15 protein-coding genes and 1 tRNA gene are annotated in these 17,090 nt (G+C 63.3%); 7 read left to right on the top strand and 9 right to left on the bottom strand.

All coding sequences use genetic code 11. From position 1 onward, the window contains the following. Position 1: 1 nt before the first annotated feature. Both rluD and pgeF read left to right on the top strand, forming a co-directional pair. On the top strand, positions 2-1,165 hold the full coding sequence (rluD, locus tag Q1L50_RS08715; protein WP_300337624.1) for a 23S rRNA pseudouridine(1911/1915/1917) synthase RluD: 1,164 nt from the start codon (positions 2-4) through the stop codon (positions 1,163-1,165). Continuing rightward, on the top strand, positions 1,162-1,980 hold the full coding sequence (gene pgeF / locus Q1L50_RS08710) for a peptidoglycan editing factor PgeF (RefSeq protein WP_300337604.1): 819 nt from the start codon (positions 1,162-1,164) through the stop codon (positions 1,978-1,980). The genes rluD and pgeF overlap by 4 nt, the downstream gene beginning before the upstream one ends. Here the strand turns inward: pgeF and Q1L50_RS08705 are convergent, their stop codons facing one another. Beyond that, positions 1,981-2,196 (bottom strand): hypothetical protein, encoded by a 216-nt coding sequence (locus Q1L50_RS08705; RefSeq protein ID WP_300337603.1) that lies wholly within the window; start codon positions 2,194-2,196, stop codon positions 1,981-1,983. 574 nt (positions 2,197-2,770) lie between these two features. Between Q1L50_RS08705 and phbB the strand changes: the two genes are divergently transcribed. Both phbB and phaR read left to right on the top strand, forming a co-directional pair. Continuing rightward, complete coding sequence (gene phbB, locus Q1L50_RS08700; RefSeq protein WP_300337602.1) at positions 2,771-3,514, top strand: acetoacetyl-CoA reductase; 744 nt, start codon at positions 2,771-2,773, stop codon at positions 3,512-3,514. Positions 3,515-3,655: 141 nt separating this feature from the next. Further along, the gene (phaR, locus tag Q1L50_RS08695) at positions 3,656-4,231 is read left to right on the top strand and encodes a polyhydroxyalkanoate synthesis repressor PhaR (RefSeq protein ID WP_300337600.1); all 576 of its coding nucleotides are present in this window, start codon (positions 3,656-3,658) and stop codon (positions 4,229-4,231) included. A gap of 131 nt (positions 4,232-4,362) precedes the next feature. Here phaR and Q1L50_RS08690 read toward each other — a convergent pair whose 3' ends face one another. From Q1L50_RS08690 to Q1L50_RS08670, 5 genes are all read right to left on the bottom strand, one after another. Beyond that, entirely contained in the window at positions 4,363-5,568 is a 1,206-nt protein-coding gene (locus Q1L50_RS08690) for a sodium ion-translocating decarboxylase subunit beta (RefSeq protein ID WP_300337598.1), read from the bottom strand. Positions 5,569-5,647: 79 nt separating this feature from the next. After that, entirely contained in the window at positions 5,648-6,052 is a 405-nt protein-coding gene (locus Q1L50_RS08685; protein ID WP_300337596.1) for a biotin/lipoyl-containing protein, read from the bottom strand. A gap of 12 nt (positions 6,053-6,064) precedes the next feature. Further along, complete coding sequence (locus Q1L50_RS08680; RefSeq protein ID WP_300337595.1) at positions 6,065-6,400, bottom strand: hypothetical protein; 336 nt, start codon at positions 6,398-6,400, stop codon at positions 6,065-6,067. A gap of 24 nt (positions 6,401-6,424) precedes the next feature. Next, on the bottom strand, positions 6,425-7,978 hold the full coding sequence (locus Q1L50_RS08675; RefSeq protein WP_300337593.1) for an acyl-CoA carboxylase subunit beta: 1,554 nt from the start codon (positions 7,976-7,978) through the stop codon (positions 6,425-6,427). 433 nt (positions 7,979-8,411) lie between these two features. Next, a tRNA-Leu gene (locus tag Q1L50_RS08670) sits at positions 8,412-8,498 on the bottom strand. 38 nt (positions 8,499-8,536) lie between these two features. Here Q1L50_RS08670 and rnr point away from each other — a divergent pair. The 3 genes from rnr to Q1L50_RS08655 all read left to right on the top strand — a co-directional run bounded on the left by rnr (position 8,537) and on the right by Q1L50_RS08655 (position 14,578). After that, entirely contained in the window at positions 8,537-10,708 is a 2,172-nt protein-coding gene (gene rnr, locus Q1L50_RS08665; RefSeq protein WP_300337592.1) for a ribonuclease R, read from the top strand. 468 nt (positions 10,709-11,176) lie between these two features. After that, the gene (napF, locus tag Q1L50_RS08660; RefSeq protein WP_300337590.1) at positions 11,177-11,683 is read left to right on the top strand and encodes a ferredoxin-type protein NapF; all 507 of its coding nucleotides are present in this window, start codon (positions 11,177-11,179) and stop codon (positions 11,681-11,683) included. 51 nt (positions 11,684-11,734) lie between these two features. After that, on the top strand, positions 11,735-14,578 hold the full coding sequence (locus tag Q1L50_RS08655) for an AMP-binding protein (protein WP_300337589.1): 2,844 nt from the start codon (positions 11,735-11,737) through the stop codon (positions 14,576-14,578). 112 nt (positions 14,579-14,690) lie between these two features. Here Q1L50_RS08655 and Q1L50_RS08650 read toward each other — a convergent pair whose 3' ends face one another. The 3 genes from Q1L50_RS08650 to napG are packed head-to-tail and all read right to left on the bottom strand — an operon-like array spanning position 14,691 to position 17,063. Beyond that, positions 14,691-15,158 (bottom strand): nitrate reductase cytochrome c-type subunit, encoded by a 468-nt coding sequence (locus Q1L50_RS08650; protein WP_300337587.1) that lies wholly within the window; start codon positions 15,156-15,158, stop codon positions 14,691-14,693. Positions 15,159-15,192: 34 nt separating this feature from the next. Beyond that, positions 15,193-16,113, bottom strand: coding sequence for a quinol dehydrogenase ferredoxin subunit NapH (napH, locus tag Q1L50_RS08645; RefSeq protein ID WP_300337586.1), 921 nt, complete (start codon positions 16,111-16,113; stop codon positions 15,193-15,195). After that, complete coding sequence (gene napG / locus Q1L50_RS08640; RefSeq protein WP_300337584.1) at positions 16,110-17,063, bottom strand: ferredoxin-type protein NapG; 954 nt, start codon at positions 17,061-17,063, stop codon at positions 16,110-16,112. The genes napH and napG overlap by 4 nt, the downstream gene beginning before the upstream one ends. Between the last annotated feature and the right edge of the window lie 27 nt (positions 17,064-17,090).

Genomic DNA, 17,090 nt, shown 5'->3' with positions numbered 1-17,090 from the left:
GATGAAAAACCCACAGAAAAAGAAGGCGCCGACACTGGTGTCCACCGACAACAACGGGCCCGCCGATTATAGCGCAAACCCCAGAATTGCCCTGACCGTGCCCTCCGACTGCAGCGGTCAACGGCTTGACCAGGTTCTGGCGCGCTTGCTGTCGCAGCATTCGCGAAGCCGGCTGCAGAACTGGATTCGTGAGGGCAGGGTCGCCGTGGGCGGAGAAGTGGTCGTCGAGCCCCGGCACAAAATCTGGAGTGGGGAAGCCGTTGAACTCGCCGAGGCGCCTGACGAACGTGCCGAATCGTCGCTGGCGGAGGATATTCCCTTACCGGTGGTGTTCGAGGACGAACACTTGCTGGTGCTCGACAAGCCGGCCGGGCTGGTCGTCCATCCGGGCTGCGGCAACTGGAGCGGGACGGTTCTCAATGCCTTGCTGCACCATGCCCCGCGGCTCGGCAAAGTGCCGCGGGCGGGAATCGTGCATCGACTCGACAAGGATACCAGTGGCCTGATGGTCGTCGCCAAGACGCTCGAAGCGCAGACCGATTTGGTCAGGCAGTTGCAGGCGCGAACCGTCAAGCGTTGCTATCAGGCGCTGGTGCGGGGCCTCGTCGAGCATCCGGGGACGGTCGACGCGCCAATCGGTCGACATCCGACCCTGCGCACCCGAATGGCGGTGCTGAATACCGGCAAGCCGGCGCGCACTCACTATCGGGTGCTGGAGACGTTCCTGGTCTCGACGCTGATCGAGTGCGCTCTGGAAACCGGTCGCACCCATCAGATTCGTGTGCACATGACCTCGGTCGGGCATCCTCTGGTCGGAGATCCGGCTTACGGCGGCGGTCCCAGCCGCGTGCCGGGCGGCCCTGCGTTTCCTCGTCAGGCCCTGCATGCCTGCCGGCTGGCGCTGCTGCACCCGGCGACTGGACGACGGGTGCTGTGGCGGTCTGGCTTGCCCGACGACATGGCGACCCTGGTCGATACGCAGCGCCTGGAAACGGCGGAGTATGGTCGCCAACACGCGGGCGACGACGACGCCTGGGACGATGATTACTGGGACCAGGATCAGGACGGAGGGCCCGAGCTGATCTTCACCGATGGCGATGCCTCTGACGACCTCGACGACCCGGACGAGCCTGATGACCATGAGCCGGAGGATGATCCTCGGTGACCGGTAGGGGCTGGATCATCCCCGACTGGCCGGCGCCGGTGCGCGTGCGCAGTCTGATCACCACTCGTCGGGGCGGCGTGAGTGTCGCCCCCTACGCCAGCCTCAACCTCGGCGACCATGTTGGTGATGACCCGTTGGCGGTCGGCGAGAATCGCCGGCTGCTTGGCAACAGCCTGCCGGCGGTGCCGTGCTGGCTGAACCAGGTGCACGGCACGACGGTTGTCGACGCAGCGGTCGACGCTGGCGCGGCGCGGGTTACGGGCGCCGATGCTGCCTTGGCGCGTAACCCGGGCGTCGTCTGCGCGGTAATGACGGCCGACTGCCTGCCGGTGTTGCTCTGCGACCGATCAGGCTCCGCCGTCGCCGTAGCTCACGCCGGTTGGCGTGGCTTGCAGGCCGGCATTCTGGAACGGACGGTGTGCGCCATGGACCTTCCGGGCGAGAGCTTGCTCGCCTATCTCGGGCCGGCGATCGGCCCGCAGGCGTTCGAGGTCGGTGACGAGGTTCGCACCGCTTTTGTCAATGAACATCACCAGGCGGCGCTGGCTTTTCAGTCGGTCAACTCGACGCGGACGCCGTGCAGCGGGGTGTCCGGCCAACGGTCAGCACTTTGCTCGGGGGACGCTGCAGCGCATGCGGGCGGCTGGTTGGCCGATATCTATCTGCTGGCACGTCAAAGCCTGAAGAGAGCGGGCGTCGACGCTGTTTATGGGGGCGGTTACTGCACCGTGCAGCAAGCGACCAGCTTCTTTTCGTATCGTCGCGATCGGGTGACCGGGCGGATGGCGTCGCTGATCTGGCTGGCTGACGCGTAGTCAGCGATCGGGCGCCTGATCATCGCCGCTGCTGGGGCTCGATGGGTCGGCCATCCGGGCGCGGCGACGGCGCACCGGCCCGCCGAAAAGCCACAGCAGCAAGGCGGTTGGCAGCAGGCCATAGAACAGCAAGGTCAACAAGCCGGCGACGACGCTGGACTCGGTCAGCGCCATCAGGACGGTGACGTAGAGCCAGCCAATCGCCACGATATACATGCCGCAATTATAGGCGCCGCGGTGCTGTTGAGGAGATGCTTGCGGGTTCTCTCCAGATGGCCTGCGGCGCGCCAGCAGCAGACGCTGAAGGCTTTGGGATTGACAGCGTAGATGGTGCAATGCAGAATCGTCGACGGGTGTATTGGTGTCGTTTTCACTGCAGTAGTCACCATGGATCCTCTGGCGGCAGGCTCGGGTCGAAGCCGCCGGTCTGTTGGGGCCGGCCGACGAGGTGATGGTCCGCCTTTCGAGTTCCCTTGGTCGTGTGCACGAGCGCCGTCTGGCGCGTCTGGCTGTCAAGGCGCTGTCGCCAGCGTTAGCCGAGCGGTGATGCCGTGCGCGAATGGCAAGTTGGTTGGCGTGGAAGGCGTCTGATGGGACAATGCCGTGTTGCGGTGGCGAGGGGACCGGGAGGACGACAAGTGATCGCCGGTCTGATTGACTGCCAGGTCTTGAACGCGAGCGTGTTGCGGCGTTGCGTCAGAGTCGCGGCTCCGGACTGATCGGGAAATGTTGTAATCGTGGCGGCTAAGTGCCGCCAATTGTTTCATTCGTCAACAGGAAAGGAAGAGTTATGACGCAACGTGTTGCTTTGGTTACAGGTGCCATGGGTGGGCTCGGGACGGCTATCTGCCAGGAGTTGGCCAAGGCCGGTCACAAGGTGGTTGCCGCCTACCATCCGGAGTTCGACAAGCCGGACGAGTGGACAAAGGCCATGGAGGCCGCCGGTTTCAACGATTTCGTTTGTGTCGCTGGCGACGTCGCCGATTATGATTCCTGCGTTGCCATGGTCGCCGAGGCTGAAGCCAAGGCCGGTCCGGTCGATATCCTGGTGAACAACGCCGGCATCACCCGTGACAAGATGTTCGGGCGGATGGAACTGGCGCAGTGGAACGCCGTGATCTCGACCAACCTGACCAGCCTGTTCAACATGACCAAGCAGGTCTCGGCCAAGATGGCCGAACGTGGCTGGGGCCGGATCATCAACATCTCATCGGTCAACGGCCTTCGTGGTCAGGCAGGGCAGACCAACTACTCGGCAGCCAAGGCGGGGGTGATTGGTTTCAGCAAGGCGCTCGCCGCCGAGTTGGCTGCCAAGAACGTGACGGTCAACGCTATCTGTCCGGGTTACGTGGCGACGCAGATGGTCATGGCGATCAAGCCGGAAATCCTGCAGAGCATCATCGACACCGTGCCAATGAAGCGCCTGGCCAAGCCGGAAGAGATCGGCGGCGCGTGCGTCTATCTGGCGTCCGATCTTGCCGGATTCATGACCGGCTCGACGATGAACATCTGCGGCGGTCTGTACTATCAATAAGCACACTTTTTCTTAACTGGGAAGGCAAGACAGGCTCCGAGAGGAGCCTGTTTTTTTTTGCTGAGGTATAATTCTGTTGCACCGCACCAAGGGCGCAAGAAAGCGTCCACCGAGTCATCTGCAAAAGGAGGAAGCGCCGTCATGTCGGAGCAGCCGCGACTGATCAAGAAATACCCGAACCGTCGCCTTTATGATACTAAGACGAGTGCCTACATCACTTTGAGCGATGTAAAGGATCTTGTGCTGGCTCGGGAGAACTTCAGCGTCCAGGACGCCAAGACCGGCGAGGACATTTCGCGGGCGATCCTTCTGCAGATCATCCTTGAGGAAGAAGCCGCAGGCGTGCCGCTGTTTACCACCGATCTGCTGTCGCAGATGATCCGCTTCTACGGTCACGCCATGCAAGGCATGCTCGGCAAGTATCTGGAGACGAACATGAAGTCCTTTGTCGACTTCCAGAAGAAGTTGCAGGAGCAGTCGCAATCCCTTTACGGGGAAAGCAACAGTCAGATGCAGAACGACATGTGGTCGCAGTTCATGAATTTTCAGGGCCCGGCGATGCAGACGATGATGAGTACCTACATGGAGCAAAGCAGGAAGATGCTCCACCAGATGCAGGATCAACTGAAAACGCAGACACGTACCTTGTTCAACGGCATTCCCTTGCCGGGCTTTCCGCCGGACTCTGGCAAGCAGGCACAAGATTCCGACAAGTAGGCCGCGCGCCCGGCTGCTGTAGCCGGATCACGCGGGCGAGCAGTGCTTTGGTTCTTGGGCCAAGGCCGACAGCGTCGACTTGGCTCCATTCCTTCGTGCCCCCACTGCTCGCGGCCGGCGCGCGGCTTCTCCTAGCGCAGTATCGAGATGAAGACAGCGGCAATGATTGCCGAGGTGATTACGCCACTTATGTTGGCGCCTAGCGCCTGCGGCATGACGATCGCTCCAGGATTCGCAGCTGTAGCCACTTTCTGGACGATCTTGGCGGTGGTCGGAACGCAACTGACACCAGCGATCCCGATGATCGGGTTGAACTTGCCGCCGCTCCAGAAATACAGAATGTAACCGCCGGCGAGACCGCCCAGCGCCGAAACCGCCAAGGCCAGCATGCCCAGAAGCAGAAGTTTCAATACCGTCGGGTCGAGGAGCGTGTTGGCTTCGCAGAGAACCCCCAGGGTCAGGCCCAGGAAGAACGTCGCCCCGTAGAGGAAGGTCTCGCCCAGGAGCTTACTGAAGTTCTCCAGGCCGCTCTCGCGAACGGCGACGCCGACAAAGAGCGAGAAGAACAGCGGTGCGGCAACCGGAAACAGCAGGCACAGCAGCGTGCAGGCGACCACCGCGAAGATCAGTTTCTGCGACCGGGTGATTCGCGGCCCGCGGTCCGCAGACATGTCGATGCCGCGGATGTGCTCCGGTACCAGCCACTTGATCATGTAGGGATAAACCCCATAGGTCAGACCAAGATAGAGATAGCCGACGACGGTGATCGAGACGAACAGATGCTTCGCCAGGATCAGTGAAGTGAACAGCACCATCGGCCCGTCAGCGCCGCCGATGGTGGCCACCGAGGCAGCCTCGGGCTCGGTGAGGCCGAGGGCGATGGCGAACGGGAAGACGACGAAGGTTCCCAGTTCTGCGAACAGGGCAATGAACATGCTCTGGAAGGGGCGCGCCATGACGTAACCCACATCCAGCAGAACGCCGATGCCCATGAACACCAGACAGGCGATCAGGCCGTTGCTGAAAGTCAGCGTGTAAATCGGTTGCAGCCAGTCGATCTGCAGGATGTTGATCAACGCGACGGGATCACTGATCAATGGGTCGACAAAAAGGGTCCCGGGCCTGCCGCCTTCGAGGAACATTACCGCCGCGTTCACCGAGGACATGCCCATCCCCATCGGGATCATCAGCAAGGGTTCCAGGACACTCTTGGAGCCCAGGTAAATCAGCAGGAAGCCCAGCAACATCAGGAAGATGCGCCCGATCATGATCTTTGGCTCGGAGGCCGCCAGAGTGGCTATGCCCTGGAACAGATCAACGAAGTTAATGCTTTCCATGTGCTTCAGTCCTCGCGTCTAGGCACAGCGCCCACGGGGTCGCGCCCTGACCTGCAAACGATGTTCGGCTGATTGTCGCTCACGCGATTGTCAGCAGCGGCTGTCCGCCCTCGATGGGATCGCCGGCGGCCACCAGCACGCGGGTGACCTGGCCAGCACGGGTCGCCATTACGGGGGTCTTCATCTTCATGGCTTCGAGCACTATCAGCCGATCACCGACGGCTACTGCCTGGCCAACCTTGACGTTGACTTCGACCACCACGCCACCCATCCCGGCAATGACGTCGCCGTCTCCGGCAGCTGCCGCGGCAGCGGCTGGCGCGGCTGCGGGTGCCGCCGCCGATGCGGCGTGCGAGCTGCCTGCTGCGGGCGCTGCCATGGCTGCCGCTGGCGTCGATGACGGCACCGGTTGGCCGGCGGTGACCTCCAGCACGCTGACGTCGTACTCGCGTCCGTTCACCGTAACCTTGAATTGTCTGGGCATTTCGAGCTCCTGTTATCTGTTGCTGCGGCCGGCGCTGTGCCCCGGCGTATGAGAGGAATGCTGGGCGGCGCGGCCGCCGATCGCCCAGCCGTGGCTGCTTTCGGAAATATGCAGGATGCGGTGTGGTCCGATGGCCGCGAAGATCGCCGCCGACAGGGCGGCGACGTCCTCGTCGGGAACACCGAGTCCGACCGGGCAGACGGTGCCCGTTGGCAGTTCGATCGGTTGGCGCTTTTCCATCCTGCTGGTCACCACGACCAGCACCTTGATCAGTACGGCGACAATGAGCGAGACCACGACGGCGATACCGTAGACCTGTAGCGACTTGATAATGGCTGCTGTCAGCATGGGGTGTCTTCCTTCCGTCGCCGATTACATGGGGATATTGCCGTGCTTCTTGGTCGGCCTGAGTTCACGCTTGTCGAGAATCTTGCGCAGTGCCAGAGCAACCATCCAGCGCGTATCCTGTGGCTCGATGACGTCGGAAATATAGAAATTGCTGGCCGACACGTACGGCGAGGCGAACTTGTCCCGATAGTCCTGTGCCAGTTCCGCAGCCTTCGCGGGGCGGTCCTCTGCCTCGGCGATTTCTTTGCGGTAGAGGATCTTCACGGCGGCTTCGGCACCCATGACCGCGATCTCGGCGGTAGGCCAGGCGAAGACCATGTCGGCACCCATTTCCTGGCTGCACATGGCTAGGTACGAGCCACCATAAGCCTTGCGCAGGATCACGGTGATTTTCGGCGTGGTGCACGAACCGTAGGCAAAGAGCATTTTCGCGCCGTGGCGAATGATGCCGCCGCGCTCCTGTTCCACGCCCGGCAGGAAACCCGGCACGTCGACCAGGGTGACCACCGGGACGTTGAAGACATTGCAGGTACGGATGAAGCGGGCCACCTTGTCCGCCGCGTTGAGGTCGAGCGCGCCCGCCATCACCATCGGCTGGTTGGCGACCAGTCCGATCACCACGCCGCTGATTCGCGCGAAGCCGACGATCACGTTGCGGGCGAATCCGGCGTGGACTTCGAGAAGTTCGCCGTTGTCCACCAGTCGGCGGATGACGGCGTACATGTCGAGGGGCTCCGATGCGCTTTCCGGGATGCAGTCGTTGATCCCGGGATCTCCCATTTCCTCGATCGGCACCGCGAGATTGTGCGGGGGATCCTCGGTGTTGTTGGCGGGCAGGTAAGACAGGAGCTGTTTGACCATGGCGATGGCATGCTGGTCATCTTCGGCAATGAAGTGGGCGTTGCCGCTGACCGTGGCATGCATCTCGGCGCCGCCCACCTCGGCCATCGTCGTGGCCCGACCGGTCACCGCCTTGATCACTTCGGGACCAGTCAGGAACATGTGCGCGTTGTTCCGGGTCATGATCACGAAGTCCATCAGCGCCGGCGAGTAGGCGGCACCGCCGGCACAAGGGCCGCAGATCACGGCGATCTGTGGCACCACTCCCGACAGCAGGACGTTGGAGTAGAACACGTCGCCGTAACCGGACAGGGCATCGACGCCTTCCTGGATGCGGGCTCCGCCTGAATCCTTGAAGGCCACCACCGGCACGCCATTGCGCAGGGCGTGGCGCATCACGCGGTTGATCTTTCGGGCCTGCATCTTGCCCAGTGTTCCCGCGACGACGCTGAAATCCTGACTGAAAGCGGCCACCGCCGTGTTGCCCACGTAGCCGGTGCCTGTCACCACGCCATCCGCCGGCAAGACCTTGGTGGCCATGCCAAAGTTGGTGGAGCTGTGCGAGGCATGCAAGCCTAGTTCCTGGAACGTGCCCTCGACAAAGAGCGTGTTGAGGCGCTCACGAGCGGACAGCAATCCCTTGGCGTGCAGCGCTTCCAGCTTTTCGGCACTGACGTTTTCCGTCAACTTCGCGCGCGTCGCGCGCAGCTTCTCTATCAGCTCAGGTCGTATCGTCATCTGGAATCCTAACAGGTGGCTAAGTTACAACTAACTCACAGCGGCTGGCGCCTTCACGGGAGCGTAGTATCCATAGTTTTGTTGCGAATGGCTAGTATTTCGCACTCGTCCGAAAGCGATTCCGGCGCGCCGGGAGTCAGCTCGCTGCAGGCTGGTGGTCAGTCCGCGCGGCGGCGTTCGGGACGGGCCGTCCTTGCTGCCGGCGACCGCCGTTTGGTGGCGCCTCGGCGGTCGACGTGCTGCGCTCGTGCAACAAAGGGAGAGAAACGATTCGGTGATCGTCGCAGAGGGCTGCTTCAGAGGGCGTACAATGCGCCCTGATCGGGCCTGGTTCTTGCCGCAAGCGGTGAGCGCGAGCGTTGAAGGGTTTCGGCCGCCGCCCGATAAAAAAAACAAAAGCCCTGAATAATCAGAGCTTTTGGTGTTCAATGCTTGGTGCCCAAGAGAGGAATCGAACCTCCACGGTGTTGCCACCACTAGGACCTGAACCTAGCGCGTCTACCAATTTCGCCACCTGGGCATTTCCCGAGAGGCCGAATTTTATAGGAACAAGAAGAAATGTCAATAAGCAAACTGTCGGCAGTCCGCCGTCGTGATCCCTATCTGGAGCGCGAGCTGAAGACCTACGAGCAGCCGCTGCCGTCACGCGAATACATCCTGCAAGTTCTCGAAGAGCAGGGCAAGCCAGTCAGCTTCGACGCCGTCTGCGTGCTGCTCGACATCCAGGTGCACGAGCTTGAACTGCTGCAGCGGCGTCTGCGGGCGATGGAACGTGAGGCGCAGGTGCTGCGTAACCGCAAGGGCTCATACATCCTGCCCGAACGCGCCAGCCTGATCGCCGGCCGTATAGAGGGGCACCCCGATGGCTATGGTTTCCTGGTTCCGGACGATGCCGGCGAGGATCTGTTTCTCGAAGCCAAGCAGATGTCCAAGGTGCTGCACCGCGACCGGGCTCTGGTCCGGGTCGTCGGGGTCGATCGCAAGGGGCGCCGCGAGGGGGTCATTGTCGAAGTACTTGAACGGGCGAACCGTCTGGTCGTTGGTCGCCTTGTTGTCGAACATGGCATTACGCTGGTCGTTCCCGAGAACCGGCGGATCAACCAGGATATCCTGGTGACGCCCGACGGCAAGGGCGGCGCCAGTTCGGGCGCGGTGGTCACGGTCGAAATCATCGAGCAGCCCGAGCGGCATTCGAAGCCGATCGGGCGGATTGTCGAGGTGATCGGCAACTACGCGGACCCGGGCATGGAAATCGAGATCGCCTTGCGCAAGCATGAACTGCCTTTCGAGTTCTCGAGCGGCGCGCTGGCCGAGGCTGCGGCCCTTCCGGAGGCGCTCAATCCGTCCGAGTGGGAGGGGCGCGCGGACCTGCGCGCTCTGCCGCTGCTGACCATCGACGGCGAGACGGCGAGGGATTTCGACGATGCCGTTTTCGCCGAAAAGAACGGGCAGGGCTGGCGGCTGGTGGTGGCTATTGCCGACGTCAGCCACTACGTGCAGCCAGGAACGGCGCTCGACCGTGAGGCACGAGAGCGCGGGAACTCGGTCTATTTTCCTCGCCGGGTGATTCCGATGTTGCCGGAAAAGCTCTCCAACGGCCTGTGCTCTCTGAATCCGGATGTGGATCGTCTGGCAATGGTCTGCGACATGGATATCGACGACCGTGGAGTGGTCACTCACTATCAGTTCTATCGGGCGGTCTTCAGGTCACACGCGCGTTTGACCTATGACCAGGTCTGGAACTGGTTGGCCGGCTCGGTACAGCCCGCGAGCGACATTCACCGCCGCCTGCAGCCGCAACTGCAAGCGCTCTACGGCTTGTTCAAGGTCCTGAGCGCGGCCCGTGGCAAGCGCGGCGCCATAGATTTCGAAACCATCGAGACGATGATGCTGTTCAACGAGCAGGGAAAGATCGACAGGATCGTTCCGGTGCACCGCAACGACGCGCACCGGGTCATCGAAGAGTGCATGCTGGCCGCCAACGTCTGCGCTTCGGGTTTCCTGCAGGCCAACCGACAACCGTGCCTGTATCGCATCCACCAAGGGCCGACGCCCGAGAAGCTGGAAGCGCTGCGCAATTTCCTCAAGGAGTTCGGTATCGCTCTCGCTGGCGGCGACGATCCGACGGCCAGCGATTACGCCGAACTGCTCGAAGGCATCAAGGCACGACCGGATGCCCAGTTGCTGCAAACGGTGATGCTGCGTTCGTTGCGTCAGGCCCAGTACAGTCCGGACAACGTCGGCCACTTCGGCCTCTCCTACGAGCATTACACGCATTTCACTTCGCCGATCCGGCGCTATCCCGATCTGCTGGTTCATCGTTCGATCAAGGCAGTGCTGGCCGGCGAGACGTACGCCCCGGGCAAGTGGGCCGACATCGGCGCGCACTGCTCGATGAGCGAGCGGCGTGCCGACGAGGCCACGCGTGATGTCACCAACTGGTTGAAGTGTTACTACATGCGCGACAGGATCGGCGAGACCTTTGCCGGGACGATCGCCGCGGTGGTTCCTTTCGGCGTTTTCGTCGCCCTCGACGAGGTCTATGTCGAAGGTCTGGTGCATGTGTCAGAACTCGGGGAGGACTACTTCCAGTACGACAGCGTCAGGCATCAGATGCTTGGCGAGCGAACAGCAAGACGCTTTCGCCTCGGTGACCGCCTGCAGGTGAAACTCGTCAGGGCCGATCTCGAGACCGGGCGCATTGACTTCGTCCTCGCCGATGTGGCCTGACGCTGCATGGCCCTGGGTGTTGGCGAGCGCTGGCGATGGTCGTCGCCAGCGTCACAGTCGTCATCGGAGGCGTTATCTGCGACACCGGACCATGCGCGGGCGGACCACTTGTTGTTGATCGCACAGGTGGTCCGCGCGAGGTCCTCTGCGGGTGCGTGCGCCGGCGGAACTCCAGCCGCCTCTTCACCCTTTGGTGAACCGCCTTCCTTCCGCGCGGCTGTGTCGGCGCTTACAATGCACGTACCTGGCCGTAGTTGTGCCGCTTGCGCCGGTTTGAGCCCATCCTCGACCGCCCACGACCTTGCTGAGGCCTAGCGGATCACCGCGCAAGCGCAGCGAGCGTTCGGACCCCGGACTAGCCGAGCGGTGAACGAAGCGTTGTCACGTTCTAATGTCGACAGCATCGCAGTTTGTCATGCAAGGTAGTTTTTGTGTTCAACGCGCAGCACTCGAAGCGGGACTGACCCCATGACCCACGCCGCTAGCCGCCGGAATTTTCTGCGTGGCCGATTTTCGACCCGCACGGCGTCCTTGCGGCCACCCTGGGCAATCGCCGAAGACGCTTTTCGGCAGGCCTGTAGCCGTTGTGGCGATTGCCAGGCGGTCTGTCCAACACGAATCATCAGCGATCGCGACGGCGGCTACCCGGTCGTCGATTTTGCGGTCGGCGAATGCACATTCTGCGGCGCTTGTGTCGACGCCTGCCGCAGTGGCGCATTGCAGCGCTTGGCCGGGCAGCTCCCATGGGCGGCGCGCGCGACCATCGGTGAGCGCTGCCTGGCCGTTCAACAGGTCGAATGCCGGATCTGCGGCGATCAGTGCGTGGCCGGCGCCATCCGATTCGTGCCCCGCGTTGGCGGAATTTCTGCGCCGCTGCTCGACACCTTGCGCTGCAACGGTTGTGGCGCATGCTTTGCGCCGTGCCCGACCAGCGCCATCGTTGTTGAGTTCGCGGATGATCATGATCAGCCGTAAGCGCGAATTGTTGCGGTGTTGCCGCATCTCCACTGATGGAAAGCTGATCTGATGAACGAAAGGCAGCGCAAAGCGCCTTTGCCCGAGCAGCCCCGCGACGTTTCAGCGGACGTCCTGCGGGTAGTGACAGCGATGGTCGAGGAAACCCGCCCCGGACGCGTCGGGCGGGTGAGCCTGAACAGCCATCTGGAACGTGATCTGGGGCTGGATAGCCTGGCACGCGTCGAGCTGCTGCTGCGCCTGGGCAAGGAGTTCGGCCGGTCGCTGCCGGACGGGGCGCTCGCCGAGGCCGAGACGCCGCAGGATCTCCTGCGCTTCCTGTCTGGCGCTGGTGACGCCGTCGCGGCCAGGAACGCTGTCACGGAGACCGGCGGGGTCAGCACGCCGGCCGGGCCGATCAGTATTCCTGGCCAGGCGGCGACGCTGATTGAAGTGTTCGAGTGGCACGCGGAACACCATTCGCAGCGCGTGCACCTCCTGCTCTACGGCGATGGCGGCGGCGAACATTCGGAGTTTCGCGCCCAGCCGATCACCTACGGCGAGTTGTTCGAGCAGTCGCGTCGCGTCGCCACCGGGCTGGTGGCGACCGGGCTGCTGCCGCGGCAGACGGTGGCACTGATGCTGCCCACCGGCCGTGACTACCTCGCCAGTTTCTTCGGGGTGCTGCTTGCCGGTGGTGTCCCGGTGCCCATCTATCCGCCCGCACGCCTGGCGCAGATCGACGACCATCTGCGGCGGCACGGGCGCATCCTGGCCAACGCTGAAGCGGTGTTGATCATCACCGTGCCGCAGGCAAAAGGCGTCGCCGCACTGCTGCGGGCCGAGGTTCCCGGATTGCGCGCGGTTCTGACCCCGGCGGAACTCGATCGGGAGCCGATCAGCCTGCTCTACCGTGCCGCTGCGGACGATATCGCCTTCCTGCAATACACTTCGGGCAGTACCGGCGACCCCAAGGGCGTGGTTCTGACCCACGCCAACCTGCTGGCCAACGTGCGCGCCATGGGTGAGGCCTGCCAGGTCAGCAGCGATGACGTGTTCGTTTCATGGCTGCCGCTCTATCACGACATGGGATTGATCGGGGCGTGGTTTTGCCCGCTCTACTTCGGCATGCGTCTGGTCTTGTTGTCGCCGCTGGCCTTCCTGTCGCAGCCGGCACGCTGGCTGCGGGCGATCTCTGATCATCGTGGAACGATTTCTCCGGCGCCGAATTTCGCCTATGAACTGTGCGCAAGAAGGGTCGCGGAAGACGATCTGTCAGGGCTCGATCTGTCGTCCTGGCGACTGGCACTGAATGGTGCCGAACCGGTCAGTCCGGCAACGCTGCAGGCGTTCGCCCGGCGCTTCGCTCCTTACGGACTGCGCGGTGGGGCGATCACCCCGGTGTATGGTTTGGCCGAGTGTTCGGTCGGGCTGGCTTTCCCGCCGCTCGCCCGTGGCCCGCGCATCGATCTGATCGATCGTGAAGCGCTGGTCACCAGGAAGTGTGCGGTGCCAGCCTGCAGCAGCGACCCGGAACCGATGCGCGTTCCCGCCTGCGGTCGGGCCTTGCCACGGCACGAGATTCGCATCGTCGACGACGATGGTTGCGAGCTGCCGGATCGGCAGGTCGGGCGCTTGCAGTTCCGCGGGCCTTCGGCGACCAGCGGCTACTACCGCAATCAGGTGGCGACGCGATCGCTGTTCAGCGATGGCTGGCTGGACTCCGGCGATTTTGCGTACACCGTCGACGGCGAGATCTATCTGACCGGCCGGGTCAAGGATCTGATTATCCGCGGCGGGCGAAACCTCTACCCGTACGAGCTGGAACAGGCGGTCGGCAATATTCCGGGCGTTCGCAAGGGATGCGTCGCGGTTTTTGCCAGCGGCGATCCACTCACCGCCAGCGAACGCCTGGTGGTTCTGGCGGAGACGCGCGAGGAGGATGCGGCCTCGCGCGAAGCGTTGCGCCAGAAGATCGGCGAAGCGGCGGTGGACGCGATCGGCATGCCCGCCGACGAGATCGTTCTGGCGCCGCCGAACTCGGTGCTCAAGACTTCGAGCGGCAAGATTCGCCGCAACGCCTGCCGCGATGTCTTCGAGCGGGGCCTGATCGGCGCTCGCCAACTGCCTGCCCGACAGCAGATGCTTCGCCTTGGCGTGGCGGCGCTGCGTGCCCGTCTTGGCGAGTCGACGCGACGTCTAGCCAGAAGGATCTACGGCGCCTGGTGCTGGCTCGTCTTTCTATTCATCGCTGCGCCGGTACTCGGTATGGTCATTGCCCTGCGCTCGCCGACGATCGGGCGTCGTCTGGTCCATTGGGCCGCTCGACTCATTCTGGCGCTGGCCGGAATCCCCTTGCGGATCATTATCGACAAGGAACTGCCGACCGTGCCGCACTTGCTGTTGGTCAACCACTGCAGTTATGTCGATGCTCTGGCGCTGTGCGCGGCGCTGCCGCCGGCCCGGGCCTATCGCTTCGTCGCCAAGCGCGAGTTCGTCGAACAGCCTGCGGTGCACGCTTTCCTGCGTTCGCTCGGGACCTTGTTTGTCGAGCGCTTCGCGGCCTCGAAGAGCGTTGAAGACGTGGACGAGGTCATCGAGGCGCTCAGGCAGGGGCATCAGCTGGTGATCTTCCCGGAGGGCACTTTCTCGCGCGAGGCCGGACTCAAGCCCTTCCGGATGGGCGCCTTCGTCGCCGCTGCGCGGGCCGGGATGCCGGTGCTGGTGGGCGGTCTGCGTGGTTCGCGTGCCATCCTGCGTGACCAGACATGGATGCCGAGGCGCGGCCAGCTGGTCCTTGAATTCGGGGCTCTGATTGTCCCGGCTGGGGACGACTGGGGCGCCGCGGTAGCGCTGCGCAACGCCGCGCGGAAAGAGCTGCTGCGGCTTTGCGGGGAACATGATCTGGAGCGGTGATCGGCAACTCGTGCGGACGGGCTGGCCGACGAAGTGGCCGGTCGGTGGCGCGCGCCCTTGTTCGCCGTCGGCGCGCTGAGGAACTCGCCGGCAGGCTGCCGGCGAGCCCGTTTCAGTTCTTCCTGGCTGGCTTCTTGACGGCGTCGCCCTTGAAGGTGTTATCGACCAACGGCGGCGCGTCGACTTGCGGTACGTGGCACTGCTCGCAATTGTAGCGACTACCCGTTGCTTCGGCGTGCTTGTTGCCGTCGCGGTCGACAAAGTGGCTGTCGCCGATTTTCGGTGCCTTCTTCTTCTGATAGGTTGCTGCCGAGTGACAGTCCAGGCACTGGTTGCCTTCTAGATTGATGTCGTTGAAGTTTTCCACGGCGTGCGGGATCACCGGGGGCTGGGTGCTGAAGGTGCGTGCCACCGGCGTTTCGGTACCCGGACGCTTGCCGGCATAAGCCTTGATCTCCGGCGCCGGGCTTGGTGCCGCCACGTCGATGCCGCGCATGGACGTGGTAGCGTCGGCGGCAAATGCCAGCGAAGTCAGACAACTCGCCACGATGGCGGCGGTGAGTTTCAGTGAGTGCTTCATGATTGGCGTTCCCTCCACGTCAAAGAATGATGTTTCATGTTTCCCGAGTGTTCCAGTTGCTGCTTGCTGCTGCTTGCGGTAAGGCTTGCGCGCCGTTTTCGGGTGGGTTCTTGAAGCGCATGCCGAAGGTGAAGACGTCTTTCGAGCAGACGTCGATGCAGCGTCCACAGTTCGTGCAGTTGGCGGCCAGGATCACCGGGCCGACCCCCTTGTCCGCGCCTTTCAGCGCCGGACGGATGACCTGCGGTTCCGGGCAGACCTCGAAGCAGTCCATGCAATCATTGCAGGCAGCGCGGCGGGACGCGGTCACACGCAATGGACTCCACTTGCCGAGCAGGCTGTAGAACGCGCCGACCGGGCATAGATGTCCGCACCAGCCGCGGCTCATCACGAACAGGTCGAACAGGAACACCGTCAGTACCACTGCCCAGCCGGCGCCGAGCCCAAACAGCAGCCCACGATGCAGCATCGAAACCGGATTGACCAGTTCCCAGGCAATCGTACCGGTCAGGCCTGCCAGCACCACCGTCATCGCCAGAATCCAGTAGCGAGTGCTGCGTGCGACGTGCGCACTGCCCTTGATACCGATGCGGCGACGGAGCCAGGCAGCGAGGTCGGTAAGCGGATTGACCGGACAGATCCACGCGCAGTAGACCCGTCCGCCGACCAGCAGATAGAAGGCGACGACGATCAGTACCCCGATCAGGCCGAGTCGCTCCGGAATGTTGCCGGCCAGCAGCGATTGCAGCAGCACATAGGGGTCGCTCAAGGGTAGGGTATCGAGCGTCAGGCTGTACGCCAGGTTGCCCTTGACGATCCAGACAGCGGCGAGTGGACCCAGCAGAAAAAGGGTCAGGATCGCGCCCTGGCTCAGACGGCGGGCCAGCAGCCATTGGTGCGCGCCAAGCCAGCCTTTGCTGGCAATTGCGTCGGCACCGGTACGCCGGATGTTCATCGCGCCGCCTCGGTTGGCAGCGGAGCCGCCGGCGCACTGACCGGGGCGGCGGGACCACCCAGTCCCGGCGGTAGACTGGGAACGACGTTGGCGGCGTTGCCCGGCATTCCAGCCGGCAGTTGGTCGCTGCCTGGATCGAAATGGCCCTCGAGCTTCAGTCCCTCTGGCAGGCGGTCCGGCAGGTCGACCAGCCCCTTGTCTTCGACCAGCGAGTGCCCGCCGGCTTTGCGCTTTTCTTCCCAGCCGATCCGGTAGTGCTCGCCGAGTGAGCCTTTCGCCAGTTTGGTCGGCAGGACCCGGATCGACGCCTCCTCGGTAACGCACGCCTTCTCGCACTTGCCGCAGCCGGTGCAGTGCTCCGAGTGTACGGTCGGAATGAACATCGCATGGCGACCGGTACGGGTATTCGGCCGCACTTCGAGGGTGATCGCCTTGTCGATCAGCGGGCAGACACGATAACAGACGTCACAGCGCAGACCCAGCCAGTTCAGACAGGTCTCCTGGTCCGACAGAACCGCCAGCCCCATCCTGGATTGATTGATGTCGGTCAGGCGATGGTCGAGGGCACCGGTCGGGCAGGCCTTGACACAGGGAATGTCCTCGCACATCTCGCAGGGCGCGGTACGGGCAGTGAAGTAGGGCGTCCCGGTGGCCACCGCCGATTCAGGCCGGGCGAGTTCGAGAATGTTGTAGGGGCAGTCGCGGACGCACATGCCGCAGCGAATGCAGGCCCCCAGAAAGTCATCCTCGCGGCCGGCGCCCGGCGGGCGGAGCGCCAGCGGGGGCCTGGCCCGGGCTTGCTTGGTATAGGCTGCCAGCCCCAGACCCAGCACGCCGACGCCACAAAGAAGTCGTGCCGAATCGAAGACGAACTGCCGGCGCGCCAGCGTTTGCGTCTTGGCCGCGCTGGACTGCGCGCGATTGCGGTTGGTGTTTGCCGTGGGAATCATGGCGTGGCCAGCAAGCGAGCAGGCGGG

It is taken from the genome of Accumulibacter sp., from assembly GCF_029255145.1.
GTDB lineage: Bacteria > Pseudomonadota > Gammaproteobacteria > Burkholderiales > Rhodocyclaceae > Accumulibacter.
The sequence above is the reverse complement of the archived record's forward strand: the minus strand, read 5'-3'. Positions and strand labels throughout refer to the sequence as shown.